The sequence below is a fragment of the Parendozoicomonas sp. 209JJ7-1 genome (genome assembly GCF_058147085.1).
In genome coordinates this window covers 151,973-176,026 of record NZ_JBYVJU010000001.1, presented here as the reverse complement: position 1 = coordinate 176,026, position 24,054 = coordinate 151,973, and the positions used below count along the sequence as shown (strand labels likewise).

At 50.3% G+C, this 24,054-nt stretch carries 21 protein-coding genes; 9 read left to right on the top strand and 12 right to left on the bottom strand.

The genetic code is table 11. The annotated features are described in order from the left end of the window. Positions 1-66: 66 nt before the first annotated feature. The 7 genes from ACY2RQ_RS00775 to ACY2RQ_RS00745 all read right to left on the bottom strand — a co-directional run bounded on the left by ACY2RQ_RS00775 (position 67) and on the right by ACY2RQ_RS00745 (position 6,537). On the bottom strand, positions 67-426 hold the full coding sequence (locus ACY2RQ_RS00775; protein WP_490111038.1) for a saposin domain-containing protein: 360 nt from the start codon (positions 424-426) through the stop codon (positions 67-69). A 302-nt stretch (positions 427-728) separates the two neighbouring features. Next, entirely contained in the window at positions 729-1,712 is a 984-nt protein-coding gene (locus ACY2RQ_RS00770) for a hypothetical protein (protein ID WP_490111037.1), read from the bottom strand. Between the two features lie 388 nt (positions 1,713-2,100). Next, positions 2,101-2,556 carry a YcgN family cysteine cluster protein gene (locus ACY2RQ_RS00765; RefSeq protein WP_490111036.1) on the bottom strand — a complete coding sequence of 152 codons (456 nt, stop codon included), beginning with the start codon at positions 2,554-2,556 and terminating at the stop codon, positions 2,101-2,103. Positions 2,557-2,673: 117 nt separating this feature from the next. Then, entirely contained in the window at positions 2,674-2,973 is a 300-nt protein-coding gene (locus ACY2RQ_RS00760) for a YcgL domain-containing protein (protein ID WP_490111035.1), read from the bottom strand. A gap of 39 nt (positions 2,974-3,012) precedes the next feature. After that, positions 3,013-4,167 (bottom strand): ribonuclease D, encoded by a 1,155-nt coding sequence (gene rnd, locus ACY2RQ_RS00755; protein WP_490111034.1) that lies wholly within the window; start codon positions 4,165-4,167, stop codon positions 3,013-3,015. 278 nt (positions 4,168-4,445) lie between these two features. Then, entirely contained in the window at positions 4,446-4,943 is a 498-nt protein-coding gene (locus tag ACY2RQ_RS00750; protein ID WP_490111033.1) for an acyl-CoA thioesterase, read from the bottom strand. A gap of 142 nt (positions 4,944-5,085) precedes the next feature. After that, on the bottom strand, positions 5,086-6,537 hold the full coding sequence (locus ACY2RQ_RS00745; RefSeq protein ID WP_490111032.1) for a diacylglycerol/lipid kinase family protein: 1,452 nt from the start codon (positions 6,535-6,537) through the stop codon (positions 5,086-5,088). Between the two features lie 336 nt (positions 6,538-6,873). Here ACY2RQ_RS00745 and ACY2RQ_RS00740 point away from each other — a divergent pair, with 336 nt between their 5' ends. The 3 genes from ACY2RQ_RS00740 to ACY2RQ_RS00730 are packed head-to-tail and all read left to right on the top strand — an operon-like array spanning position 6,874 to position 9,700. Beyond that, the gene (locus ACY2RQ_RS00740; protein WP_490111031.1) at positions 6,874-8,511 is read left to right on the top strand and encodes an amino acid adenylation domain-containing protein; all 1,638 of its coding nucleotides are present in this window, start codon (positions 6,874-6,876) and stop codon (positions 8,509-8,511) included. A gap of 56 nt (positions 8,512-8,567) precedes the next feature. After that, positions 8,568-8,822, top strand: coding sequence for a hypothetical protein (locus ACY2RQ_RS00735; protein ID WP_490111030.1), 255 nt, complete (start codon positions 8,568-8,570; stop codon positions 8,820-8,822). Beyond that, complete coding sequence (locus ACY2RQ_RS00730; RefSeq protein ID WP_490111029.1) at positions 8,822-9,700, top strand: lysophospholipid acyltransferase family protein; 879 nt, start codon at positions 8,822-8,824, stop codon at positions 9,698-9,700. The genes ACY2RQ_RS00735 and ACY2RQ_RS00730 overlap by 1 nt, the downstream gene beginning before the upstream one ends. 247 nt (positions 9,701-9,947) lie before the next feature. Here ACY2RQ_RS00730 and ACY2RQ_RS00725 read toward each other — a convergent pair whose 3' ends face one another. Genes ACY2RQ_RS00725 through ACY2RQ_RS00710 form a run of 4 tightly spaced genes read right to left on the bottom strand, consistent with a single transcriptional unit; the run spans position 9,948 to position 17,225 of the window. Then, entirely contained in the window at positions 9,948-13,010 is a 3,063-nt protein-coding gene (locus ACY2RQ_RS00725) for a type I restriction endonuclease subunit R (RefSeq protein ID WP_490111028.1), read from the bottom strand. Between the two features lie 23 nt (positions 13,011-13,033). After that, complete coding sequence (locus ACY2RQ_RS00720) at positions 13,034-14,233, bottom strand: restriction endonuclease subunit S (RefSeq protein ID WP_490111027.1); 1,200 nt, start codon at positions 14,231-14,233, stop codon at positions 13,034-13,036. After that, entirely contained in the window at positions 14,233-15,735 is a 1,503-nt protein-coding gene (locus tag ACY2RQ_RS00715) for a type I restriction-modification system subunit M (protein WP_490111026.1), read from the bottom strand. Before ACY2RQ_RS00715 ends, ACY2RQ_RS00720 begins: the two co-directional genes overlap by 1 nt. Next, positions 15,732-17,225, bottom strand: a complete 1,494-nt coding sequence (locus ACY2RQ_RS00710) for a type I restriction-modification system subunit M (protein ID WP_490111025.1) — start codon at positions 17,223-17,225, stop codon at positions 15,732-15,734. The genes ACY2RQ_RS00715 and ACY2RQ_RS00710 overlap by 4 nt, the downstream gene beginning before the upstream one ends. Before the next feature lie 257 nt (positions 17,226-17,482). On the opposite strand from ACY2RQ_RS00710, the gene ACY2RQ_RS00705 reads away from it, so the two are divergent. Further along, positions 17,483-17,731: a hypothetical protein gene (locus ACY2RQ_RS00705; RefSeq protein ID WP_490111024.1), complete on the top strand. Its 249-nt coding sequence runs from the start codon at positions 17,483-17,485 to the stop codon at positions 17,729-17,731. Here the strand turns inward: ACY2RQ_RS00705 and ACY2RQ_RS00700 are convergent. Further along, positions 17,728-18,153 (bottom strand): desulfoferrodoxin family protein, encoded by a 426-nt coding sequence (locus ACY2RQ_RS00700; protein ID WP_490111023.1) that lies wholly within the window; start codon positions 18,151-18,153, stop codon positions 17,728-17,730. The two genes, ACY2RQ_RS00705 and ACY2RQ_RS00700, sit on opposite strands and share 4 nt — an antisense overlap. Positions 18,154-18,287: 134 nt before the next feature. Here ACY2RQ_RS00700 and ACY2RQ_RS00695 point away from each other — a divergent pair, with 134 nt between their 5' ends. The 5 genes from ACY2RQ_RS00695 (at position 18,288) to ACY2RQ_RS00675 (ending at position 24,025) form a co-directional block, all read left to right on the top strand. Continuing rightward, positions 18,288-18,533, top strand: coding sequence for a YecH family metal-binding protein (locus ACY2RQ_RS00695; protein ID WP_490111022.1), 246 nt, complete (start codon positions 18,288-18,290; stop codon positions 18,531-18,533). Between the two features lie 414 nt (positions 18,534-18,947). Then, positions 18,948-19,349, top strand: a complete 402-nt coding sequence (locus ACY2RQ_RS00690; RefSeq protein WP_490111021.1) for a hypothetical protein — start codon at positions 18,948-18,950, stop codon at positions 19,347-19,349. Between the two features lie 378 nt (positions 19,350-19,727). Beyond that, entirely contained in the window at positions 19,728-22,262 is a 2,535-nt protein-coding gene (nirB, locus tag ACY2RQ_RS00685) for a nitrite reductase large subunit NirB (RefSeq protein WP_490111020.1), read from the top strand. A 174-nt stretch (positions 22,263-22,436) separates the two neighbouring features. Continuing rightward, complete coding sequence (gene nirD, locus ACY2RQ_RS00680) at positions 22,437-22,781, top strand: nitrite reductase small subunit NirD (protein WP_490111019.1); 345 nt, start codon at positions 22,437-22,439, stop codon at positions 22,779-22,781. A gap of 2 nt (positions 22,782-22,783) precedes the next feature. Beyond that, on the top strand, positions 22,784-24,025 hold the full coding sequence (locus ACY2RQ_RS00675; protein WP_490111018.1) for an NAD(P)/FAD-dependent oxidoreductase: 1,242 nt from the start codon (positions 22,784-22,786) through the stop codon (positions 24,023-24,025). The last annotated feature ends 29 nt before the right edge of the window (positions 24,026-24,054 follow it).

Sequence of the window (24,054 nt, the reverse complement as noted above, 5' to 3'; positions counted from 1 at the left end):
CCCGGCGCGATCTTCGGGGCAATTTATGAAATATCCGGGCTAATGGGTACGGTTTATTCCAGGGTATCAATAGAAATACTGGGGCTCACTGTGTGGGCACAGCATGAGGGTGGTACAGGTTTTTGAGGGGTCTAGAGAAGCGATTTCACTTTGTGACATGTTCTCTACATAATGCGTTATCTTTTCACAATCGTTGGCATATCGTTCCCCTATCTTTTTACAGGCATAATCTGCCACTTTCTTTATATCCCCTGAGAAATGTTTGGAGCCGAACTTGATGGCCTCAACACCAAGCTTGCAGATATGACACCCAACATATCCCCCAACCGCTTTTTCGGCAGCGACATCGGTCGAAGCAATGGTCGGGCTACTGATAGAGGCGGCGAGAAGAAGGCTGGTTACAGTGAGTGAAAGAGCTTTTTTCATGTTGATACCTCATTAATGAAAGCAGCTGTTGCAAGAAGCACAGCACAGCCAATATAGTCTTGCCTGTGGGTCTTGCCTGTCTGATGCCGGATGTTTTATAGCACAGGACAGGAATGATAGAACGAGTGGTGCGGTGTGCTTAAAGAAACTGCGAGGCATACAGTGGAGCTGTTCAGTACCCCTGTCCAATATCCCTGTCGGTTCTGCGCCCCGGGTCAAAGGCCAAAGGCAGAGTGTGGACTCAAGGGTGACTGTAATATGTGATTGAGGCCTGCACTCTGTACAGTGATCATTTTATATGCTCAGTGAGTAAGAGCATTATATAAACACTCTAAATAGCCTGGCTGATCTTCTGTCGTATACATTTCTACAGGTGTGTCACCTGGGTTCATATACTGATTTCTGGTGAAGCCCAGTAACTCCAGAACATTCCTCGTTTCCATAGTCAGGTGTCTGTATTTATGCAGGCAGGCTATGGAGAATTTATCGGATTGGAGACCTTCACGGACTTCATCTGAGGTAAGTGGAGGCAGATTCTTTTTCTCCAGTAACCTGTTAACTTTATCCAGTGCCCACTGGGGATATTCTGTTTGGTCTGGATTTTCATAACCCCACAGCGCCTGCATGAGCAGATTTCTTGAATCGAACAGCTTTCCGTTTCCCTCAATCATTTCAGACTGCGCAATCAGGTGCAAAGGAGCGATCACAGAAAGAGCCTGGTCATACCACTGATAAACGGGTTGCCCCTGCTCTTTATACAGGGGCTGCGCCAGATCGTTCAGCCTGATTTCAAAATCATCATTGCCAAGTGGGTGTATTTCCCAGTTGTTACCAACGATATCTACAGTGATAGGGTTTTCCGGATTTGCGTTGTTATGGTTAATCAGCTGTTCGGCAACCTTTACCTGTTTCTCCAGCAGCTGTTCTTTTAAACGTATGTTCCCCTCCTCCAGTACTGTTTTGGCGAGCTGTGCTTTTTTCAGAAAAGGCTGGATAACATAGACAACACCGTAACCATTATGGGTTTCAAGGGCTATCAGTTGAGTGTCTGTCGTAGATATACCCAGCTGATGAAGGCGCTCCCTGAAACGTTTAATAATTGAGATATGCCGCTTTGCTGAGGTGTAATCATAAAAACCTGGCAGCCTTCGTACCAGCCGCCTTTCGAGCCCGGGAATCTGCAAGCCCAGGGTGCTTGAGCCACTGCCAATGATTTTGGGTGGAATTTCGCTCTCTTCAGGTTGATATGTATTTAACCCCTGCTCGAAAGTAAATATTCTATCCAATATATGTTTTCGACTCTTTTGAATATTTCTGTCCTGTTCATTTTCATTTATTTGATAGCCTGGTTTGCTGTCAGTACAGTTTTCACAGAAATAGGCATCCATTCCCATGGGGAAAGTGTATCTGGCTTGTAATAGCAAAAATCCTGTAAAAAGAATTAATGAACTTTTTATTATCTTTATTAATAGTCGTGAGATGAAAAAATCTAAGGTTTTCATGGGAACCATTACTCCAGAGTTATATTTAATGAATGCCTGTAATATGACTTTCCTTGCTGTGATAGGACAGATTTGCTGGGGGTTCGTTGATAACGAATGGGGAAGAAAATATAACAAGTGTGTTGGAGTGGGGCTGGATTCAGGCAATAATCCTTCGGCCAGCGCTGAGCTGTCAGTTAACCCAGTGGATAACGTGTTCTTCCCAGTCTTCTTCCGGAATACTGTTATCGGGAATCACCCGGTCTTTCACAGAAATACCCGCCATGTGAACGGTTTCAGTTGTACCGGAAACCAGGGGGTGCCACTCAGGCAGGTCTTTCCCCTCGGAGATCAGCCGGTAGGCACAGGTATCTGGCAGCCAGTGAAACTGTGGCACATGCTCCGGCTTCAGCCAGATGCAGTTAGGAACTTTCTTATTGCGGCTTTCATAGATGGTGCAGCGGCACTCATCATCTTTCAGGTAATGGCAGACCAGCTCGGTGTAATAAACTTCGCCGGTATCCTCATCTTCCAGTTTCTGCAGGCAGCAGCGGGCACAGCCATCACAGAGGGATTCCCATTCATCGCGGGTCATCTGGTCCAGAGTTTTGCTTTTCCAGAAAGGCTTTTCCGGTTGATCTTGGGTCATTCGCTTTTCGCAGTGGTTAAAACAGTTCAGACCCGGACAGTGTAATCATCCGGGTTCTGATGTTACAGAGGCTAATGTTACAGAGCCTGATGTTACAGAGCCTGGTAAACCGGAAGATTATTGAGGATCGTTAAAGCCCAGCAACTCTTCGGGAAGGCTAATAGCGTAATCATCCTTCTGGTCCGGGGGCGGCATCTGCAGATAATAGCCCTGCTCCTGGATTCTGCTGAGCACTTCCGCAGTATCGGCATTGGCGAGTGTCCGCTCTTTGGTCAGCAGGAAATCCATCACATGTTCTGGTTCACCCATCAGCTGACGCAGCTGTTCGGGAATGCTGTCCAACCCTTTCAGTTTGTTGATATACAGATATAGCCCCTCTTTACGGGCGGTTTTGTAAACTGAGGTGACAATTTTCATAACACTACATCCTGCTGGGCGGCCACCCGGCACATTTTATTATTTCTGGGCAGACGTGAAATCGAGTTGATTGAGGTGGTTAACCAACGGCTCAAGAACCTCAGTTACCCGCCAGCCGGAGAGTCCCGGTGGCATGGTGAACGTATCGTTGGCCAGCCAGCCCCGCAGTAATTTTCCGGTCCAGGCCTTGGCGGGCACCAGCTCTGGCATTATCCCAAGTTCGGTAGCTCGCTGGCGGCAGAAGCTTTTAATCGCATCCACACAGGGCTGTACCTTCTTTGGCAGAGGCCCCGCCGGCGGTTTTGGATACTGGGAGGGTGGGACTTTTTTCCCACGGGCAATATTCTGCAGAATCTCTTCACCGGATTGACGGATAGTCTGGGGCTTCATGGTCTTGATCCGGCGCAGGTCATTCATGGATTCCGGCTGAAAGCGGGCCAGATCCCACAAAGCACTTGCTGGAGCCAGACGATTGCGGGATAGGTTCCTGGCCCGGGCCTGGGTTTCCCGCCAGTGGCACAGCACTTTTAAAACCGCCAGCTGCTGTGGCTTCAGCTGCCAGGCCATTTTGACATCCTGCCAGGCCTGTTCGGGATCAGTATCGGTATCGGCAGCGGCAGCGGCGATCTGGCGCTCGCAATCTTCCCGGTGCCATTGGGTAAAGTCCTTGTCTTCAAGGGCTTTCAGTAGTTGCGGGTAGACCTTGCCCAGATAAAATACATCCAGCGCCGCATACTGCACCTGTGAAGGTGTGAGCGGTCTGACCAGCCAGTCGGACCGGGTTTCCCCCTTGGAGACGGTAATATCAAGCAGGGTGCTGATAAGTCGCTGGTAACCGATGGAGAAGTCCAGCCCCGCATAGGCGGCAGCAATCTGGGTGTCGAACACGGCGACCGGCAGCTCACCCAGAAGGTGGCGGAACAGTTCCAGGTCTTCCCCCATGGCATGCATGACTTTAGTAATGCCGGGGTTGGTCAGAAGGGCACGCAGGGGTTCCCAGTCGGTAATGGTGACCGGGTCAATCAGCCAGACATCGTCCCCGTAGCCCACCTGAATCAGACCGGGAATCGGCCAGAAGGTTCTGGTACGAACAAACTCCGTGTCCAGGGTCAGCCAGGTCAGGTTCTGCCACTCTTGAGCGGCCTGGCTTAGCTGATTGTTATCGGTCAGCCAGTGGATACGGGGTTGTGACATGCAGGTTCCGGGTCTGGATAAAACCGGGATTATACGGTGGCAGAGACGTTACCGCCACGACTTATCATTACCGGCCGTGAGTGTGATTCAAACTTTTGCTAACGCGAGACATAAGTAAAGTACGGACTTCATAGCGTTGTGCGGTAAATTCATGCAAACCCGATAAACGCCTAACAAGATCAGCCAAATGACGCCTGTGGCGCATTTGATTTTCATGGGGCCGTCGACGTTTATGTTTTCCAGGGCTTTATCAACGGACCACGATGATTTCTAAGGGTTCAGTTATTTTTGAGGGCCTTTATGCTCTGTTGCCAGTGGTGGATAAACTCTGGCAATTCAGGAGATGGGCCAAGTATCTTATTAGGAGATACGATCTTTCCTGCCTTCAGGCAGGCTTCCTTTACCAGCCCGACAGCTTTCAGGGATTGTCCGCAGTAAAACTCTTGCCGGTAATAAACATATTTTTTGTCCCATCCCGCAATCCGGGAGTGAACTTCAAAAGGTTGAAAATAGCCTATGGACTTCAGGTAAATCAGTTCCTGGGCTGCAATCAGACGACCAGAATACAGGCCCTTTCGAGCCAGTCGACTGCGGTGCCAGATGGCCATCCTCCCCAATTCCATAAAGTTGCAGTAACGCTGATTGGGTAGGTGATCCCTCAGGCGAAGGTCGTGGGGCCAGGTCCGAAAGCGGGTGATATGGGCTGCGTCAAAGCGAGTTGCAGGAGAGCGATACCAGGACAGCATCAGCAGCAGTATGCGGAAAACAAGGTTCATTATTGTTATTTCTTAGACTTCAATATCCGGAACGGCATTGTCTGCGACTGACGACGGTGGAGCAAGGGCTGTTTAATGATAAACAGCCCCCTGCCATGAATTCAGCAATAGTATTTTCAGACAAGGGGCTGATATTGAACAATCAGTGATAAAGCAGCTCTACCTGGTGATCCCAGTTTTTCAGGGTGAATCGGTCTCCATATTTTTGTTCTCCATCAATACTGAAAAGTACACTGTCCTCTCCCTGGGATCGATTTTCGATTGTGACTTTTTTATTGCTTACCAGCCTTTTCACCGCAGGCATGCTGATATAGCTGCCATTTCCGGTGCTCAGCAGGGCTGCCAGTCTTACACCAGGTGTAGCCTCAGATTTAGGGATATAAATGACATGCATGTTATGGGAATCCAGGGTTTTTCCGGGGGCAAGAATAAAGTCATCAGCAGCATGGGAAATATTCATAAGCACCAGAAAACTGAAATCATTCACGTCTACGGAGATTGTTTTATCTGTATCCATATCAACTTCTTCTACAAATTCATTATGGGGGCCTGTGGCAGAGGCAGGCCCCGGGTTTATAGAGTGCATTGGATCTTCGACGCTCAGGTGCAAAAAGTGGCTGCGGTTCTGAACGGTTTCTTTCAGGGCGTAAAGTATTATCCGGGCTGAGCCCAGTTTTCGAAGCCAGTCACTGCGCAGGTCTATATCTGAGACAATGCCCGTATGGAACCCCAGAAAGCTGAGGCCGGACTCCTTAAGAACTACGTTCCCGGCATGCAGTGTGTGAATCCCATAGGTCAACAGGTTGAGTTTTAACGGTGGGGGAGGGGCTGACTTCAGGGCTCTGATAATCCCCAGGGCAGCACGCCTGGTGTTGCGAATGCCGAGGGAAGCTGTCAGGCCATTACCCGTACCGGCGGGAATGGCCATAACTGGTACAGGGGGAGGCCGCATACCATTTTGGGTCATGCCATTAATCACTTCATGGAGAGTGCCGTCACCGCCAACAGTTATTACCCCGGCATAATCTGAGAAATCTGCAGACTGAGTGATTTCCAGGGCTTGCTTTGGCCTGGATGTTATGTATTGGTCAAGCTTTATTCCCGTACTTTCCAGTAACTGTCCAGCATCCCTCCAGATCTTTTCGGCGTTACCGGTCCCGCTGACAGGGTTGATAATCACCAGTAGTTTTTTATCTTCCAGTCCATTTTCGTTGCCGAATACCTGGAACTGCAGCAGCTTGAGCGCCTGATCTCTATTGGCCCAGGATTCAAAGTACAGCGTTGTGTTATGGACAGGAATTCTTGTGGGGTGTCTGTCCAGCTGTTCCGGGGTGTGGACAATATCAAGTGCAAAGGTGTCAGGAGCATCCTTTTTTACTCCGAAGACATGGCTTTTTGGAATGATCTGTGTTTTTCCACCATGATTGATCATCAGGCTGTCTTCTGAAGCTGATACACTGCAGCTCCTGTCTCCTGGCAGGCAGGAGAGCAGGGGGGATAGAAGGCTGTGGAATAGATGGGTTTTCCCGGCCTTAACAGGTAGGCCGATACTGAATAGTACAAGGATCAGGAAAAAAGGTTGGGCCGTTTTCATTGTCATCCTCCCTAAAACAGCCCAACAGGTTAGAACAGTTTTCATTTATTGACGTCGTCTATGGCTGAACAGGCTCTTGAATACCCTGGCTCAACGTATTTATCCGAGAGAGTACGATTTTTTAACGGGGGTAACGGGGCTTTTCTGGTTTGGTCGGGTTACAAAAAGACACTTGGTGACCAGGCAGGTAGCCGTAGAATAAGGAAATTATGGAGAAAAAATTCAGTTATTGATTTTCTTCGCAGGTATTGCGCTTCAAGATGGTTGCAAAAGTCATTGGAGAATCGTCACAATGACGAAATGACGTGCTATGCAACAGGCCAAGTATTAACCTCAATGAATGAACTTCACTATCCAAGAAAGAACCTCGGTCGTCATATTTCCGAGGCTGCAGAGACATTTCCAGGCAGGTCTGCACTCTGGGTTGACGGGCAGGTCTATAGCTACAGCGCACTTTTAACATCTTCTCAAAAGCTGGCCGGGGTCATGCATGCCTTCGACTGTGGCAAAGACAATGTCGCCATTTACAGTTATCGCTCCGCTTCGGCCTACATCAGTATGCTGGCCACGCTCCTGGCTGGAAAAACCTATGTTCCGCTCACGCCAAAATTCCCGGTTGATCGTAACCGGAAAATAGCGTCTCTGGCAGATGTGAAAATATTCTGCATCGATAAGCGTTGCGAAAAGCAGGCCCGTGAATGGATTCCTTCAGTGCCCGCCGGGGCGCTGGTTATATTTCCAGAACATGACTCAGTACCGGAATGGTGTCAGCAAAATACCACGCACAAGTATCTGTGTGCTGTGGATGTAGAATGTGCATCGTCGTTCTGGGCTCAGCCTGAAGAGCTGGGTGAGACAGATAATGCTTATCTTCTGTTTACCTCCGGTACAACAGGGGAACCAAAGGGTATTGCTGTTTCCCATGGCAATATTCTGGCCTATCTCCGACATTTTCAGCAGAACTGGCCAGTGAGCCCTGAAGACCGCTGTACCCAGATTTACGAGCAGACGTTTGATGTTTCAGTGCATGATGTCTTCACCTGCTGGCAGAGCGGTGCCTGTCTTTATGTTATCCCTGAGTCAGCTCAACTGTGCCCGGTGGCCTTTACCCAGGAGCACCAGCTGACGCGCTGGGGGTCAGTGCCGTCCCTGCTGACCTTTATCAAACGCTTTGGCAGGATGACACCGAACTCTCTGCCATCCGTAACCTTCTCTGTCTTCAGTGGTGAGCCACTGTCCCAGGATATGGCCAGGGAGTGGTCTGAAGTATGCCCTAACAGTCGTATTTTTAATATGTATGGCCCTACGGAAGGGACAATTCACTTTACCGCCTTTGAGTGGAACAGTGCCGACTGTAACGGCCCCAATCTGCCCATCGGCAAGCCCTATCCCAATCAGGAAGTGGCCATTGTGGATGACCAGGGTAAGTCGGTTTCCCTGGGGGGTAAGGGCGAACTTCTCCTGGCTGGCAATCAGATCACGCAGGGTTACTGGAACGATCCGGAGCGAACTGTTGAGCAGTTTGTTGAACTGTCTATTCCGGGGAAATCAGCTCAACGCTGGTACCGTACCGGTGATCTTGTGTCAGAGCGGGAGGATCAACACCTGCTGATCCACGGTCGTAAAGACTTCCAGGTGAAGGTCAATGGTTACCGTATTGAGCTGGATGAAATTGCCAGTACGTTAAGGAAGAAAGTCTCCTGCCTCTGGGCGGTCGCGGTACCCTGGCCCATTGATGAAAACACCGGCCTGGCTACCGGAATTGTTGCTTGGCTGGGGGGAGATAATGGGGATGCTCACTCAGAGATTGATATCAAACGGCTGTGTGGCGAGAGCCTGCCAGCTTACATGGTGCCTGCCCGGGTCTATTGGTCGAACGAACTGCCACGAAATACCAATGGCAAAATTGATGTTCGCTGCCTGCAGCAGATGAGTGCCGACGTACAGAGCAACCGTTCTTCTTCAGCGGTTTAACCATATTTTTTATCACACTATTTGAGTTTTATTGCGTTTTAGATTTGGAGTAAAGCGTGGATTCTAATCACACCAGTCAGTCTGATATTCAAAAAGCGATTCTTGCCTTTTTGCAGGAAAAAGGGGCAGATACCAGTGGAATTACAGAGCAAAGCTCATTACTGGAATATATCCAGTCTATGGATTTTGTTGAGTTGATCGTGCATATCGAAGGTTTTATTGGTAAGCCATTGAATATGGAAACTGCTGATATAGAAACTTTTGTTACCCTCGGCGGTTTTTCCCAGTGGGCAGCTAACGCGGAAGCCTGATGAGCCGGAAAACAAGTGCTGCGGCTATAAAAAAGGCCGCCCTGAAAAAATGGCTGGCCCATCAGTTCGCCTTACTGGTACCTAAAATAAAGCCTTGCTGGCGCACGCCTGTGCTCAATACCTTAGCGGCCCTTGTATGGCGGCTGGATAAGCGAGGGCGGAAGTTTTCGGCAAAAAGTCTGGCCTTTGCCTATCCGGAACAGTCCGAACAGTGGCGGAGAAACCTGGCTTTAAGCAGTTATAAAAAGACACTTCTCAGCGGCGCTGATCTGCTGTGGCTGAACGAACTCAATCCCATTGTCCATAACGAGCAGCTTTTACGAGAAGCCACAGATGCAGGGAAGGGTGTTTGCCTGATGAGCCTGCACCTTGGCAGCTGGGAGGCCATTCCCCTGGCCCTGCGCAAGAAGAACTACAGGGCCCATGTGCTGACCAATGTCCCCAAGAGTTTTTCGTTACTTCACCAGTGCTACCAGACAGCTGAGATCCCCTATATCTGTCGGGGCGATTCCCGCAGTATGATTGAGCTTATGCAGGCGGTACGCGCCGGTGAGATCGTTTGTTTTTACTCGGACCAGTTCGCCAGGGAAGTGGATGTTACTCTCTTTGGCCAGGAGACCCAGGCTCCCTCCGGTGGGTTGAGCCTTGCAACAATGCTGGGGGCGAAGGTTATTATTTCCTGGTGCTGGAGGGATGGTAAAGGGCAGCATCATATTGATTTCGAAGCCTTTGACATGGAAGCGAAAGAGAACCGGCCAGAAACCCTTCAGCATAATATGCAGCGTATTATGACCCGCTACGAGCAACTGATTCGCCAGTATCCTGATCAGTGGGTCTGGAGCTACAACCGGTTCAAGCGGATTAAGAAAAAGGACTGACAGATAAATACAGGAACTTACTGTAAATGATAATGATTATCACCGGCTGCGGAGTAAGACTGGAAGAAAATCCCCCGCAAATGACAGTAACTCCAGATGGATTTTTTGTGTACAGAGCCTTTGTCGTTTTAATCCCACTGTATATTTGCCGTCAGATCATATTGTTCTGTTCCCTGTTTTGTAGTCATTACCTGTAACATTCTGGAAGCTTAAACCCCGGCTCGATATTAGCTGGGGTCAAAGGTGCTTAATAATTCTCTTTGATATAAGCATACGCCTTGTTGAAAAGCTCCTGCTCTTTAGCCAGGCCGTACTTATGCAAAGTCTTCCGCAATGCTTGCTGCACCTGCCGTTCCCCCTTCTTGGTGGACTGCCAGCCATCAAACCGGGTTGCTTTCACAATATCGTCGATATCTTCCACAATCCGGCCAATGATCTCTGGCGTTGCATCCTGCTTGAGCTCTTTGAATAACCGGCTCAGTGCTTTCACATTGTCCTCAGAAACGACTTGAACCTCAGTGGTATTCTCTGCCTTCACTGCTTCCTTGGCTGCTTCCAGTAGCTCCTGCAACCACTCCAGACTGCTTAACACACCAGCTTCATAATCCGCCCGCAGTTTCTCCAGCCGTTCACCCAGGGCTTTAAACTCAGGTTCATCCCGGTTGGAGATACGGCCAATCAAACTGATTTCCAGCTTCTTGGCGTTTTTGGCCCGTTCTTCATCGGTGAGGTCGAGCATGGCTTTATCATCAATCACCAGTTCATCAAGATCATCCCGAATCCGGTTAACCGTCACGTTCTCATGAATCAGTTTGATGGTTTCTGCACCGAGGGCTTCCCACAACAAACGGCCTCCGCCGCTGGGCGGACGCAGGGATTCAAACACCTGAGCCAGCCACTTGTAGTCGTTTTTGTAGGGGGTAAGGAACTCGTCCGGGTGCAGAGCATCCCACATACGTCGCAGTACATTGAACTGGGCCGCAAAAGCGTCGCGTTGCTCCTGTGTGGGGACGCAGTCCTGAGCAGCAATCAAACCTTCAAAGCCACCAATGGAACGATTCACATTGGGAAAGAAGTCCAGGCAGAGTTTCATCGCTTCCGGGAACAGCTTCTTCATGGCTTCCAGGGCTTCAATCACCCCGTCGATCTCCTTAGGGTCATAATCCAGCGCCTTGGCGACATTCTCAAACACACCCAGATAATCCAGCACCAGACCATTGCGCTTATTGGGGCCGTATAAACGGTTGGTGCGGCACATGGCCTGCAACAGAGTGTGGTCCCGCAGGGGCTTGTCCAGATACATGGCGTAGCAGATCGGCGCATCAAACCCGGTGAGCAGTTTGGCGGTGACGATAATCAGCTTTAACGGGTGGTTAGCAGCTTTGTACTTTTCCAGCAGTTGTTCCTGAACGCCGGTTTCCTGATCAATGGTCTGCCAGCGTTTAAAATCTTCCTTGGTGATGGGGTACTCTTTGCGATTCCACTCCAGCCAGTCCTTGGATTTCTTTTTCGGTTGCCCGTTATCGTCTTTCTCATCCTCGACCGTACCACCGCTGACGTTCATCACCACATCAACAGCACCCTCACCCAGTCGTTTACTGAGCAGGTCGTACATCAGCACACAGGCGTCGCGGTTATACACCACTACCATGCCTTTGAGGTTTTTCGGCTCAACGTGGGAAGTGAAGTGCTCAACAATATCGTCGGCCACTGCTTCCAGCCGATCCGGTGCAGTCAGCAGGTGCGCCAGCTTGCCGCCTTTTTCAGAGAGTAGGGCTTTCTGTTCTTCGTCGAGATTATTGGCTTCGGCCAGTTTATCCAGCTCGGCATCAATCTGGTCCCGGTCTACCCGCAGTTCCACCAGCCTTGGGTCAAACTTCACCGGCAACGTGGCTTCATCCCGAATGGACTGTTTGTAGGAATAACGGTTGAGATAACGGCCAGGGTCCTGCTCGGCACCAAACAGTTTATAGGTGTTCTTTTCCAGCCCGGAAATGGGCGTACCGGTTAAACCAAAGAAGAACGCATTGGGCAGCGCCCAGCGCATTTGTCCGCCCAGGTTACCTTCCTGGGTTCGGTGGGCTTCATCCACCAGCACAATAATATTGTCCCGTGGGTTCAAGCCGTTTTCGTTGGTTTCATCAATCACCACTTCCTGAAACTTGAACACGGTGGTAACCAGCACATTGCGAGTATCCTGCCGCAGCAGTCTTTCAAGATCGTTACAGCTTTTCGCCTGGGTGACGTTTTTGATATCCGCATTGTCGAACACGGCATTGATCTGGGAATCCAGATCTTTCCGGTCCACCACCACAATCACCGTGGGGTTGCCGATATCCTGCCGGGCTTTCAGCATTCGGGCGGCAAACAGCATTAGCAGGGATTTACCAGAACCCTGAAAATGCCAGATCAAACCCTGACGCACTTCGCCCCCCACCACACGTTCCACAATCTGGTTAGCGGCTTCAAACTGCGGGTAACGGGCCAGAATCTTGATTTTTCTGCCCGGCTTGCCATCTTCGGTTTTGGTGGTGGAGAACACTGCAAAAGAACGCAGCATGGTCAGCAGCGTGTTCGGGTTCAGCAGCCCTTTTGCGCTTTTGGTGACACTGCTCAGGGATTTGGGAATCTGCCCTTCATCCTTGGTGCTGTGCCAGGGCATCCAGTTTTTATAGCCAGCACCAATCGAGGCATAGGCAAAGGTTTTGCCCTCACTGGCAAAGCAGAGCAGGTTGGGCACAAAAAAGGTCTGGCAGTATTCCCAGTAACGTTTTTTACCGCCGATAAAATCCGCCGCGCCATCCTGCCAGCTGATGGCACCACGCACCGGGGTTTTTACTTCGCCTACCGCCAGTGGAATACCATTGACGTATAACACCAGATCAAAAAACGCCTGGCTCTGGCCAATAAATTCCACCTGTTGAGAAATGACATAGTGATTATTCTCCGGCTGATCAAAATCGATCAGCCGAATGGTAATATGCTCGCCATCTTCACCGAAAGGCAACGACTTTTCCGCCAACAGCCATTCCATAAACTGCTCATTGGCCCGCACCAGTCCGCTGTTTCTGGCTTCCAGCAGTACACCCTTGAGTTTGTAGATCACTTCGTCGGCCTTCTCTCCTGAAGAGTCTGACGACAGATCTGGGTTGAGCTTGCACAGGGCATCGTGCAGGTACTCACCAATCAGCACATCACCGGCCTGTTTGGGGAGTTGTTCGCCGTGGACAAAGTTCCACTTCAGGCTCCGGCCGGTGGTGAGTTTGTCGATCAGGGCGGCTTCTATGGTGTTGGCTTCGTTGAAGGGCATTAGCAAACTTCCTTGATATGGGCCTATGCAGCGAGTTCAGAGTTAATAGCTTTATGCAAAGAATTGAGTCTTATTGATTTGCTATTGACTACATTCTTTAACGTGAATAGTGAATCAGTAACATCAATAATTCTGTCTTGAATATCAATATCCGGCAGCATGATTTTAAGTTTCTTCAATTTATCTTGAGAAATATTTTTTTGACCACTGCTACCACTAAATAACTTTGTTATTTGTTTTCTACCAAAAGGAGAGTTCAGGTAGAGATAAAGGAATTTGGGTCTGATTTTTGTTTCATCGAGACGTAGGCGCAGAGTTTTATCTGAGAGCATAAGTGGCTGCTCAGGTAACTTATCAACTATCGCACAGCGCCCAACTAAGTCAGGATTTCCATTTGCCCGTGCTAAAAGAAAATCTCCCTCATTTACCTGAATATCTGTAAACGTATATGTTTCAGGTAATGTTTTTGACTCAGTTGCGTTAAAGAATCTAGAGGTTACAGCGCTGACTTTTAAAACACCCTTTTCAGCTTTCTGTGGTGGCCTGTCAATGGCCTTGGGGCTTTTTCCTGCATCAATACTGGTAAGTACTGATCCAAGCAGTACAGGAGATTTACCTTTACAGAATTTATCTGTTTCATGCTGGAAAAGCATATAGGCTAGTATTTCAGCAGTTTCACAAACATCTTCAGAGCTTTCTTTAGAAGAAGTCAGAGCAGAAAAAATTGCAATAAGCTCTCTCTGCCGCTCCACCGGCGGCAGCGGAAACTCCTGGTTGGCCAGTGCTTTCCACTTAATAGTCGGCGACAGTGAACCTTCAGAAATCGCCACCGCTCGATTCATAAACAGATCAGACTGCATAAAGAACGGCAGAAACTCAGGAATAACCGTTTCCGGTCTGGCTTCCAGAACCATCGCATGGGCAGAGCAGATAGCATCACACTCAGTCACACCAACCTTGCGCTGATAAGCACGACGCTTGCCAAAGATAATCTGCCCGGCGTGCACCAGCAGTTTTTGACCTTTTACATCAGAAGGATGACCGTGACGTTTAATACGCAGGCTGCCGCTATCCAGGTGTTCCAGCCCGATATAGACTTCCAGATCGGTTTCTAAGGGTTCTACCCGTTTGGAAATCTGGTTAGCCATCTCCCCAAACTTCACCACGCGCCAGCCTTCAGCGATTTGCTTCTCTGTTAACTGCTTATTTGAAGAACTGGCCATTACTCGACTCCGTACCCAATCTCTTTCAGTGCCTTAAACAATCCGTCCGTTTGCTTTTTCAGCAGGGTACGGCTGACCTTCCAGTCTTCAATGGCGCCTTCAATATCATGCTCATGGTGGCCGTTGCTGACCTGGATATAGAGCGGAATACTCAGGTTGTAGCTGTTGTCGGCGATTTCACTCAGGTCCACCAGACGGGCAACATCGCTGTGTTGCTCCGGCTCAAAGTAACTACCGACCAGCTTTTCCAGATCATCATCCGACAAACGACTGTGGGCCCGTTCACGGGTGACCAGATCAACCCCGTTAATAAACAGAATCTTGTTTTTTCGTTCCGCAGGCTTATTGCGGCGCAGCACCACCACACAGGATTCCATCGGCGAGTTGTAAAACAGGTTCGGCCCCAGACCAAACACGGCTTCTACCAAGTCGGCTTCAATAATCTTCTGGCGAATACTGGCTTCAGAATCCCGGAACAACACCCCATGGGGCCAGAGCATGGCGGCCCGGCCAGTATCGGGTTTCAGGCTCTGGATAATATGCTGGTAAAAGGCGTAGTCGGCACAGCCCTGTGGCGGTGTGCCGTATTCGGCCCGGCCGAATGGGTCCTGAGAGAACTTGCTGCGGTTCCACTTTTTAATGGAGTACGGCGGGTTGGCAAAGATGCAGTCAAACTGTTTCAGCCGGTCCTGTTCAATAAACTTGGGTTCGCCAAGGGTATCGCCCCGCTGGATATCAAAGTCTTCAATATCGTGCAGGAACATATTGATACGGGCAATGGCGGAGGTGAGCAGGTTCACTTCCTGACCGTAGAGTTTCACGGTGCGCCACTCGTTATGGCCTTCCTTCAAATCCATCACGGCATTCAGCAGCATACCGCCGGTGCCGCAGGTGGGGTCGTAGGCAGACTCACCGGGTTTGAGTTCCATAATCCGGGTCATCAGATGCACTACAGTACGGTTGGTATAGAACTCTGCCGCCGTATGACCAGAATCGTCGGCAAACTTCTTGATCAGGTATTCGTAAGCGGCACCCAGATCATCCTGAGACACCGCAGACAGCCCTAATGGGATTTTACTGAAATGGTCGATCAGAGAGATCAACAGATGATCGGGCAAACGCTCTTTGTTGGTCCAGGGCGCATCACCGAAAATACCGTACAGCTCATCGTTGGCTTTCTCGATATCCTGAAACGCCAGCTTTAACGTGCGGCCAATATCGCTGGTGGCCCGGCGAACTTCCGCCCAGCGGGCATCGTCCGGCACGGTAAAGCGGTGCTGTTCTGGTGCAAGGGCCATCTCTTCATCGCCGTCGTAGTCCTTCAGGGCGATCTGGTATTCTTCATCAAACACATCGTTAATGCGCTTAAAAAACAGCAGCGGGAAGATGTACTGCTTGTAGTCGGAGGCGTCGATCTGCCCGCGCAGGTGTTCGGCGGCTCCCCAGAGCAAGCTCTCAAGGTCTTTCTGGGTGATCAGTTTTGCTTTTGCTTCAGTGCTCATACTTCAAACCCTTCTTTAATCAGCAGGGCTTCCAGTTCGTTTTCGGCCTCTTCTAATGCTTGCAGCTTGTTCTGGAAATCTTTCAGGGCTTCTTCCACGGTAATAGTTTCTTCTTCCAGCGGCTTTTGCACATAGCGGGCGATGTTGAGGTTGAAGTCGTTATCTTTCAATTCGCTGTAGGGCACCCAGCGGGCTACGCCCTCTATCGGCTCGGCATTTTTCTTATGCTGAGCGTTGTAGATGCTGTGAATCTTGTCGGACTGTTTTTCAGACAGGGTGTTTTGCGCGCGGCCTTTAGTGAAGATTTCTTCGGCATTAATAATCAGCACCGAACGCTTGGGCTGTGCCTTGGCCCGCAACACCAGAATGCTGGCAGGAATACCGGTGCCATAGAACAGGTTGGAAGCCACACCGATAATGGCTTCGATATGCCCGTTCTCTAACAGCTGTTTACGGATTTTCGCTTCTGAGCCACCACGGAACAGAACTCCGTGGGGCAATACTACCGCCATACGACCGGTGCTTGCCTTCATGGAGGTGAACATATGCATCACCCAGGCAAAGTCGGCATTGGTTTTGGGAGCGATGCCAAATTCATTACGGCCCCAGCGATCCGACGCCCAGCTTTCATGGCCCCACTCTTTCAGGCTGAAAGGGGGATTAGCCAGTACACAATCGAACTTCTGCAGCTGGTCGTTACGGATAAAGCGTGGATGGCGAAGGGTGTCGTCACGAAGAATGGTGAAGTCTTCCTGACCATGGAGTTTGAGGTTCATACGGGCAATGGCTTCTGTGGTCAGGTTTTTCTCCTGGCCGTACAGATGCACACGACGGGCATCGCCTTCTTGCCTGCGTACATGGTGAATGGTTTCCAGCAGCATGCCGCCAGTACCACAGGCCGGGTCATACACTGTTTCACCTTCCTGTGGATCAAGAATATTCACCATTAGCCGGACAATGGTGCGCGGGGTATAGAACTCACCGGCTTTCTTGTTGGCTTTGTCGGCAAACTTCTTGATCAGAAATTCATAGGCCAGGCCCATATCATCCACACGGACTTCACTGAGCCCCATATGAACTTTGTTGAAGTGATCCAGCAGCTGGTGGATTAAGTGATCTGGCAGGCGTTCTTTGTTGGTCCACTGGGCATCGCCGAAGATACCGTAGAGATCGTCGTTTTCTGTCTCGATGGTACGGAAAGCGGTTTTCAGTGCTTCGCCGATATCCTGGCTGCGGAAGAACACATCTTTCCAGTGTGAACCTTGCGGGATATATACTGTGAAGTTCTCACGCATAGTGCGAGCGAGTGCTTCGTCATTGTACTCTTCTACCGTCGTGTTCAGTTCTTCATCGAAGACATCGCTGACCCGTTTGAAGAACAGGATTGGGAATATGTAGGTTTTGTAGTCTGAGGCATCAATGGGGCCGGTGACAATGTGGGCCGCCATCCAGAGGTGATGTTCCAGTTGATCCAGGGTGAGTTTGGTCATAGATACTCAGTTGCTACCTTTGGAGTGATCCTGATGCTGCAATGTTCAGGGGGGGCTCGGCAGGTGCTTAAGAAAACATAATGAGGGGATTGTACCTTTAGATATCGGGGGTGGGTATGGGCAGAATCAGCAGCTGCAGGACGAAAGTCACAAGAAGGGGTAGTAGGCCAAATGTGTGTTTTGGCATAAACATCCACCCCGAATTCCACCTTGTTGATCAGTAACCTAATGGCAAAAACAGGGAGCTTAACCAGAGATTGGTAAAGCTCCCTGTTTACGGCTTGTCTGTTGTTTTCTCTGGTAAGGCCGTGCTGGGGCTGCAGATATCCGGCTGGCTTCCCAATACCTGGCTGGAAGGCTGGCCGACAATAAGCGGGCTGGAGGTGTTCCCGACGGTAGAATCCCTGAGCACTCAGACCTGTATGGGGATAATGCCGCTGCTGGCAGGGCTTTTTGTGAAGTTACGCACCAGAAAAGCGCAATCCAGCTTCGTCCGGGGGTTTTAAACGTTAACTTGTGCCAGCCACAGGTCATGTTTGTTACAGATGCTGGTGATAAATAGCAGCCCCTGGTAATTCTGCAGAGTAAATGTTGAAAGGGGTACTTTGTCCTTTTCCGGGTTAAACATATGTTCATCCAGTAGCTTCAGGTTCCGGTCAAACAGCTGATGTTTGATGATGTAGTGTTCCCAGGCCCGCATTTCATGGTTGGTGCGAACCTGTACCTGTGCAGCTGCTCCTGAGTGGGTAACTGTCACTTCGGGTACATGGGATTTTGCCTTGGAACTGAAACGCCCGGGCTGATCTGCGGTGAAATAGATATGTCCGGCCAGAGGTGTGTCAGGCAGTTCATTAAAAGCCAGTGTTGGCAATACCAGCCCGGTGGAGACACCAGCCAGGCTTCCGGCGATAAAAGCGCGTCTGTTCATTATTGACCCTTTCGTCAGTTTCCGGATTATCTTTAGGCACAATTACGGATCCCTATGGAACAATAGCTGAAGTATTGTGCTTCAACCGCTAATTGCCGGTTTTACAACTCTTGAAAGCATACATAGAGGCAGGTATGAGCCAATCTGTACACGGTCGTAATATTCTTAAGCTGGTTCTGGAGGCTGAGTACGACTGGCCCAGGGAAGAGCTATTGGCGACACTGGCTGAACAGTTTGGCGCAGACGCGCAATTCCATACCTGTTCTGTAAGTGAACTCAGTGCCAATGGCATCATTGACCTTTTTCTGGGTAAGGGCAAGCTGGTAGAAACTGAAAGCGGCCTGTCTGCCGATGCTTCAAAAATGTGCAGCCATCACTGATTGTCAAAACTGATCTGCTCATGGACCGGATCAATACCTTCGTACGAAAGATCATGAACAGGCTCTAACCCGGATATTTCATAAACATGCTCCCGATCTCGCTTGTTCCCTGCCGCTCTAAGGCGATTTGACTCAGTCGACCGTACACCCCGGTACGGCGCTTCTTCGCCAAACACCTTAGAGCAACAAGGCCCGACGCGATCTTCGGGGCAATTTATGAAATATCCGGGCTAACAGTTATAAACAAGTCTGAAAAGTGACTTTTATTTTCCAGGGGTAATAACCTGATCCACTACACTCAAGTGCCGATGACTGAGTCCAGTCAGCATCTGTAGTGGAGGCTCTTTTATGGTTTTTCCTTCCTGGCCGCGGCTTTTTCAGGCTTTTTGTTTTTTGCTCTGGGCGGGGGGCTCGTTGGCAGAAGCCCGCTGTATCAAAGTTGAGAACTGGGGCTGTCATCAGGGGATTCGAATTACCCAGAAAAATGGCGCGTCCATTGATCTGGAAAGAACCGGTTCCCTGCCCATCTTTTCGATCCTCAGTGGCTGTCATAAAAATGAACCTTGCATGGCTTACTATACCTGCGTTCATAAAGACCAGTTTCCTATCACCGTGACCACCCTGGGAGATGGCCCCAAACTTTCCAATACTTTTTCAAATCCATGGGTTGCCATGGATATTCACTGTTCCCGTCACAAGCTTTTCCATATCCCTAACCCTATTGATGATTACACATCAGACTGCATGGATAATGATGATAGGTGTGTGTGCAATGTCTTGGGTCAGCCCCAGGATATCTGCAGGATTCTGGAATAAATAGATATTCTGGAGTCGGGTGGTTTATTGGAGGTGCCCTCTGAAGTCAAGGGGGCATTCTGCGACTGTGGTCCATCGCAGCATAAATATCATCAGTACCTGAGCAGTTACTGAAAACGATTGTCCAGGTACTTAAAGATGTTGTTGGACTGGTTGTGTTTTGTTGTGCACCGAAATCGTAATAAGGATTTTTGTTTATGTTTTTAAATGGTGCGCATTTTCCATTGCAGTTATGGGTTTTATATTGTGATTTTTATTTAACTTCTTGAAATATAATTGTTTTTCCTTCCCGGGCACGGCATCTGCAGTAAAAGGCACAAAGGCAAAAACATCTGATGTTTTATCAGAATAAAAATGCAGAAAGTTCTGGGGCCGTGAATGAATAAGAAAGAGACACTGGTTGTTGTCGGAAATGGCATGGTGGGGCACCGCTTTGTTGAACAGTTGATTCAGTCCGGCGGTCTGGAGTCATATCAGGTAATTGTTTTTGGTGAGGAATCCCGGCCAGCTTACGACAGAGTTCATTTAACTTCCTGGTTTACCGGCACTGCCGCCGATGAGCTGTCCATGGTACCTGAAGGTTTTTATGACCAGGAGGGTGTTGAGCTGGTGTTGTCTGACAAGGTCGACACTATTGATCGCGAGCTCTGTGAAGTTACCTCTGCTTCTGGTCGCAGGGTGCGCTACGACAAGCTGGTGCTGGCCACCGGTTCCTATCCTTTTGTTCCTCCTGTGCCCGGGCATGACCGGGATGGTTGCCTGGTGTATCGAACGATTGAAGACCTGGAAGCCATTACCGAAGCCGCCCGTACCGCTAAAGTAGGCACGGTTGTGGGCGGTGGTCTGCTGGGTCTGGAAGCGGCCAAGGCCCTGAAAGACCTTGGACTGGACACCCATGTGGTGGAATTTGCCCCCCGCCTGATGGCGGTGCAAGTGGATGAAGGTGGTGGTGCCATGCTGCGCCACAAGATTGAAAGTCTGGGGGTGAATATTCATACCTCCAGAAATACCCGGCTGATTACCGATGGAGAGGGCGCTACTCACCAGATGCAGTTTGCCGATGGTGAAGTACTGAATACTGATCTGATTGTTTTCTCCGCCGGTATCCGCCCCCGTGATGAACTGGCCCGCCAGAGTGGTCTGGAGGTCGGCGAGCGGGGCGGTATCGTGATTAACGACAATTGCCAGACATCCGATGCCAATATCTATTCCATCGGTGAATGTGCCCTGTGGGATGGCAGGATTTTTGGTCTGGTGGCTCCTGGTTACCAGATGGGGCAGGCGACTGTTGACCATCTGCTGGGTCAGGACACGATTGGCTTTAACGGCGCGGATATGAGCACCAAGCTCAAGCTGATGGGTGTGGATGTGGCCAGTGTGGGTGATGCCCAGGCTCGCACTCCCGGTGCCTTGAGCTACCGCTTTATTGATGAAGAGAAAGAAGTTTACAAGTCGCTGGTAGTGTCCGGCGACAAAAAGAAAGTAGTGGGTGCGGTACTGGTGGGGGATGCGGAAGAGTATGGTTCCCTGCTGCAGATGATGTTGAATGATATTCGCCCTCCGGCTGATCCGGCGGGTTTGATTCTTCCTCAAGGGACTGGTGATGAGCCCGCTGGCCTGGGCGTGGCGGCACTGCCGGATACGGCCCAGATATGTTCCTGCTTTAATGTAACCAAAGGCGATTTGACCGGCACTGTGGCCGGTGGCTGTCAGGATATGGCCAGTCTGAAAGACGCGACTTCAGCCAGTACCGGTTGTGGTGGTTGTACGGCACTGGTCAAGCAGGTGCTGGACTATGAACTGGAACAGCTGGGCGTGGAAGTTAAGAAAGATATCTGTGAGCACTTCCCTTATTCCCGCCAGGAGTTGTATCACCTGGTGCGTGTCGGTGAGATCAAGTCCTTCGGTGAGATGATTGAGAAACATGGTACCGGCAAGGGCTGTGATATCTGTAAGCCGACTGTTGGTTCCATTCTTGCCTCCTGCTGGAATGAGTATGTCCTTAAGCCGGAGCATGCGCCTCTGCAGGACACGAACGACTATTTCCTCGGCAATATGCAGAAGGATGGAACTTATTCTGTTGTGCCCCGTGTGCCCGGTGGTGAAATCACTCCTGAGAAGCTGATTGTGATTGGCGAGGTGGCCCGGGATTACGACCTTTATACCAAGATTACCGGTGGCCAGCGTATTGATCTGTTTGGTGTGCGGGTGGATCAGTTGCCGGCGGTCTGGAAGCGTCTGGTGGATGCCGGTTTTGAGACGGGCCACGCTTACGGCAAATCTCTGCGAACGGTGAAGTCCTGTGTGGGCCAGACATGGTGCCGTTACGGTGTGCTGGACAGTGCCGGTATGGCGATCAAGATTGAGGAGCGTTATCGCGGTCTGCGCTCTCCCCATAAAATCAAGATGGCGGTTTCCGGTTGTACCCGTGAGTGCGCGGAAGCCCAGAGCAAGGATGTGGGTGTTATCGCGACAGAGAAGGGCTGGAACCTGTATGTATGCGGCAATGGTGGTATGAAACCCCGTCATGCGGATCTGTTTGCCACGGAACTGAATGCTGAACAGTTGATTCAGACCATTGACCGTTTCCTGATGTTTTACCTGCGTACTGCTGATCGTCTGCAGCGGACCTCTGTATGGCTGGATAACCTGGAGGGTGGGCTGGACTACCTGAAAGAGGTGATTCTGGAAGACAGCCTGGGTCTGTGTGAGCAGTTTGACCAGGAGATGGCAGCCAATATTGATGCTTACCAGTGTGAATGGAAGACCACTCTTGAAGACCCGGAGAAGCTGAAGCGTTTCCGCCACTATGTGAATTCCGATGAGCAGGACAGCAATGTCGTGTTTGTTAAAGAGCGCGGCCAGATTCGCCCGGCATCGGAGGAAGAGAAAATTATCGCCAGAAGTGCCTGATGATGTAGGTGATAGAAGAGATTTGGTGCATGGATCGGTGTCTGATTGTGTATTTCCGCTCCATCGATACCTCCATGTATCAAGTCGCTAGCGCGCCATCCTGGCGCTTGAAATACACAATCAGACTCCGGCCCTTCGGTAATGGAGTCCACTTCTGGGATTTTGGAGAACATTATGAATTGGGAAACTATCTGCTCTTTCAGTGACCTGCCGGAGAACCTGGGTGCAGGTGCGCTTGTAGAAGGCCATCAGGTCGCTATTTTCCTGCTTGAAGGCGAACTGTACGCCATTGATAACCATGATCCCTTCAGCGGTGCCAATGTACTGGCCCGGGGTATTACCGGTGATTTGAAGGGAGAGCTTGTGGTGGCTTCTCCTGTTTATAAACAGCACTTTTCTATGACCACTGGTCAATGTATTGAGGACGACGGTGTATCGATTGCTGTCCATAGTGTCCGTGTTGAAGGTGGAAGGGTGCAGGTGGCACTGAATAAAGCTTCAGGCCAGCAGGCCGCCTGATTATGAATGTGAAGCAGCCAGAGAAGTTGCTGGTAGTGGGCAATGGTATGGCCAGTGTCCGGCTGCTGGAGCATTTAGCGGCGGAGTCCCATGATTATCAGATTACAGTACTGTCCGGTGAGTCTGTGCCCGGTTATAACCGGATTATGTTGTCGCCACTGTTGGCCGGGGATATAAGTGCGAACAGTATTGTTCTGCGTCCGGCTGAGTGGTATTCGGATAACGCCATCAAATTGTTCTCCGGTGAAAACTATCGGGTCACCCGTATTGACCGGGAGTTACAGCAGGTGACAACGGCTGGTGGTGAAGTGTTCTCCTATGATCGCCTTGTTCTGGCAACAGGTTCCCGCCCCTTTATTATTCCGCTTCCCGGTCATGACCTTGATGGAGTGATGGGCTTCCGTACTTTGGATGATGTGGGGTGGATGCTTTCCGCGGCAGCGGGGGGCGGTCATGCTGTAGTTATTGGTGGCGGCCTGTTGGGTCTTGAAGCGGCCTGTGCTTTGCAGAGCCGGGGTATGAATACGACTGTTGTCCATAACTGTCCGGTGCTGATGAATCGCCAGCTGGATAAAGATACCGGTGGTCTGCTGGCCACTCATCTGAAAAACCAGAGACTGACCCTTGAGCTGGGCGTGAATACCAAAGCTATTCAGGGAAAAGATGGTCGTGTATCGGCTGTTGAGTTTGCTGATGGCCGGGTGGTTCCTGCGGATCTGGTTATCTTTGCCGCTGGGGTACAGCCCAATATTGATTTAATGAAAGCCTGTGACCTTCCCTGTGAGCGGGGCGTGCTGGTGGACGCTTACCTGCAGACTGATGATCCTCATATTTATGGCCTTGGGGAATGCATTCAGCTTGATAGCGAAGTCTTTGGCCTGGTTGAACCGGTGTACCGGCAGGCGCGAATTCTGGCGGATGTGTTACTGGGTAAAGCTGGTGATGGGTTCGTTTCTGAAGTGACTCCAACCCGCCTGAAAGTCACAGGTATTGAGCTTTTCTCCCTGGGTGACTTTGCCGGAGAGAGCAGTGATGATCTGCGGATTGTCAGTATGCCGTCCCAGGGTTTGTATCGAAAGCTGACCTTTCAGGGGAATTGTCTTGTTGGAGCCTTGTTCTACGGCGATGCCTCCGATGCCCTGTGGTATCAGGAACTGATTGAGACCGGTCAGGATATTTCCGGAATACGGGATATGATGATTTTCGGCCAGGGCTATGTGGCTAAAGACGGACAGGCTGCCTGACGGCAATAAGCGTAATAATAAAGCGGGAA

Bases quoted from the DNA above. Each gene is read 5' to 3' on its own strand.
- ACY2RQ_RS00775 (WP_490111038.1), bottom strand. From the start codon at position 426: ATGAAAAAAGCTCTTTCACTCACTGTAACCAGCCTTCTTCTCGCCGCC.
- ACY2RQ_RS00765 (WP_490111036.1), bottom strand. From the start codon at position 2,556: ATGACCCAAGATCAACCGGAAAAGCCTTTCTGGAAAAGCAAAACTCTG.
- ACY2RQ_RS00760 (WP_490111035.1), bottom strand. From the start codon at position 2,973: ATGAAAATTGTCACCTCAGTTTACAAAACCGCCCGTAAAGAGGGGCTA.
- rnd (WP_490111034.1), bottom strand. From the start codon at position 4,167: ATGTCACAACCCCGTATCCACTGGCTGACCGATAACAATCAGCTAAGC.
- ACY2RQ_RS00750 (WP_490111033.1), bottom strand. From the start codon at position 4,943: ATGAACCTTGTTTTCCGCATACTGCTGCTGATGCTGTCCTGGTATCGC.
- ACY2RQ_RS00745 (WP_490111032.1), bottom strand. From the start codon at position 6,537: ATGAAAACGGCCCAACCTTTTTTCCTGATCCTTGTACTATTCAGTATC.
- ACY2RQ_RS00740 (WP_490111031.1), top strand. From the start codon at position 6,874: ATGAATGAACTTCACTATCCAAGAAAGAACCTCGGTCGTCATATTTCC.
- ACY2RQ_RS00730 (WP_490111029.1), top strand. From the start codon at position 8,822: ATGAGCCGGAAAACAAGTGCTGCGGCTATAAAAAAGGCCGCCCTGAAA.
- ACY2RQ_RS00725 (WP_490111028.1), bottom strand. From the start codon at position 13,010: ATGCCCTTCAACGAAGCCAACACCATAGAAGCCGCCCTGATCGACAAA.
- ACY2RQ_RS00720 (WP_490111027.1), bottom strand. From the start codon at position 14,233: ATGGCCAGTTCTTCAAATAAGCAGTTAACAGAGAAGCAAATCGCTGAA.
- ACY2RQ_RS00715 (WP_490111026.1), bottom strand. From the start codon at position 15,735: ATGAGCACTGAAGCAAAAGCAAAACTGATCACCCAGAAAGACCTTGAG.
- ACY2RQ_RS00710 (WP_490111025.1), bottom strand. From the start codon at position 17,225: ATGACCAAACTCACCCTGGATCAACTGGAACATCACCTCTGGATGGCG.
- ACY2RQ_RS00700 (WP_490111023.1), bottom strand. From the start codon at position 18,153: ATGAACAGACGCGCTTTTATCGCCGGAAGCCTGGCTGGTGTCTCCACC.
- ACY2RQ_RS00695 (WP_490111022.1), top strand. From the start codon at position 18,288: ATGAGCCAATCTGTACACGGTCGTAATATTCTTAAGCTGGTTCTGGAG.
- nirB (WP_490111020.1), top strand. From the start codon at position 19,728: ATGAATAAGAAAGAGACACTGGTTGTTGTCGGAAATGGCATGGTGGGG.
- nirD (WP_490111019.1), top strand. From the start codon at position 22,437: ATGAATTGGGAAACTATCTGCTCTTTCAGTGACCTGCCGGAGAACCTG.
- ACY2RQ_RS00675 (WP_490111018.1), top strand. From the start codon at position 22,784: ATGAATGTGAAGCAGCCAGAGAAGTTGCTGGTAGTGGGCAATGGTATG.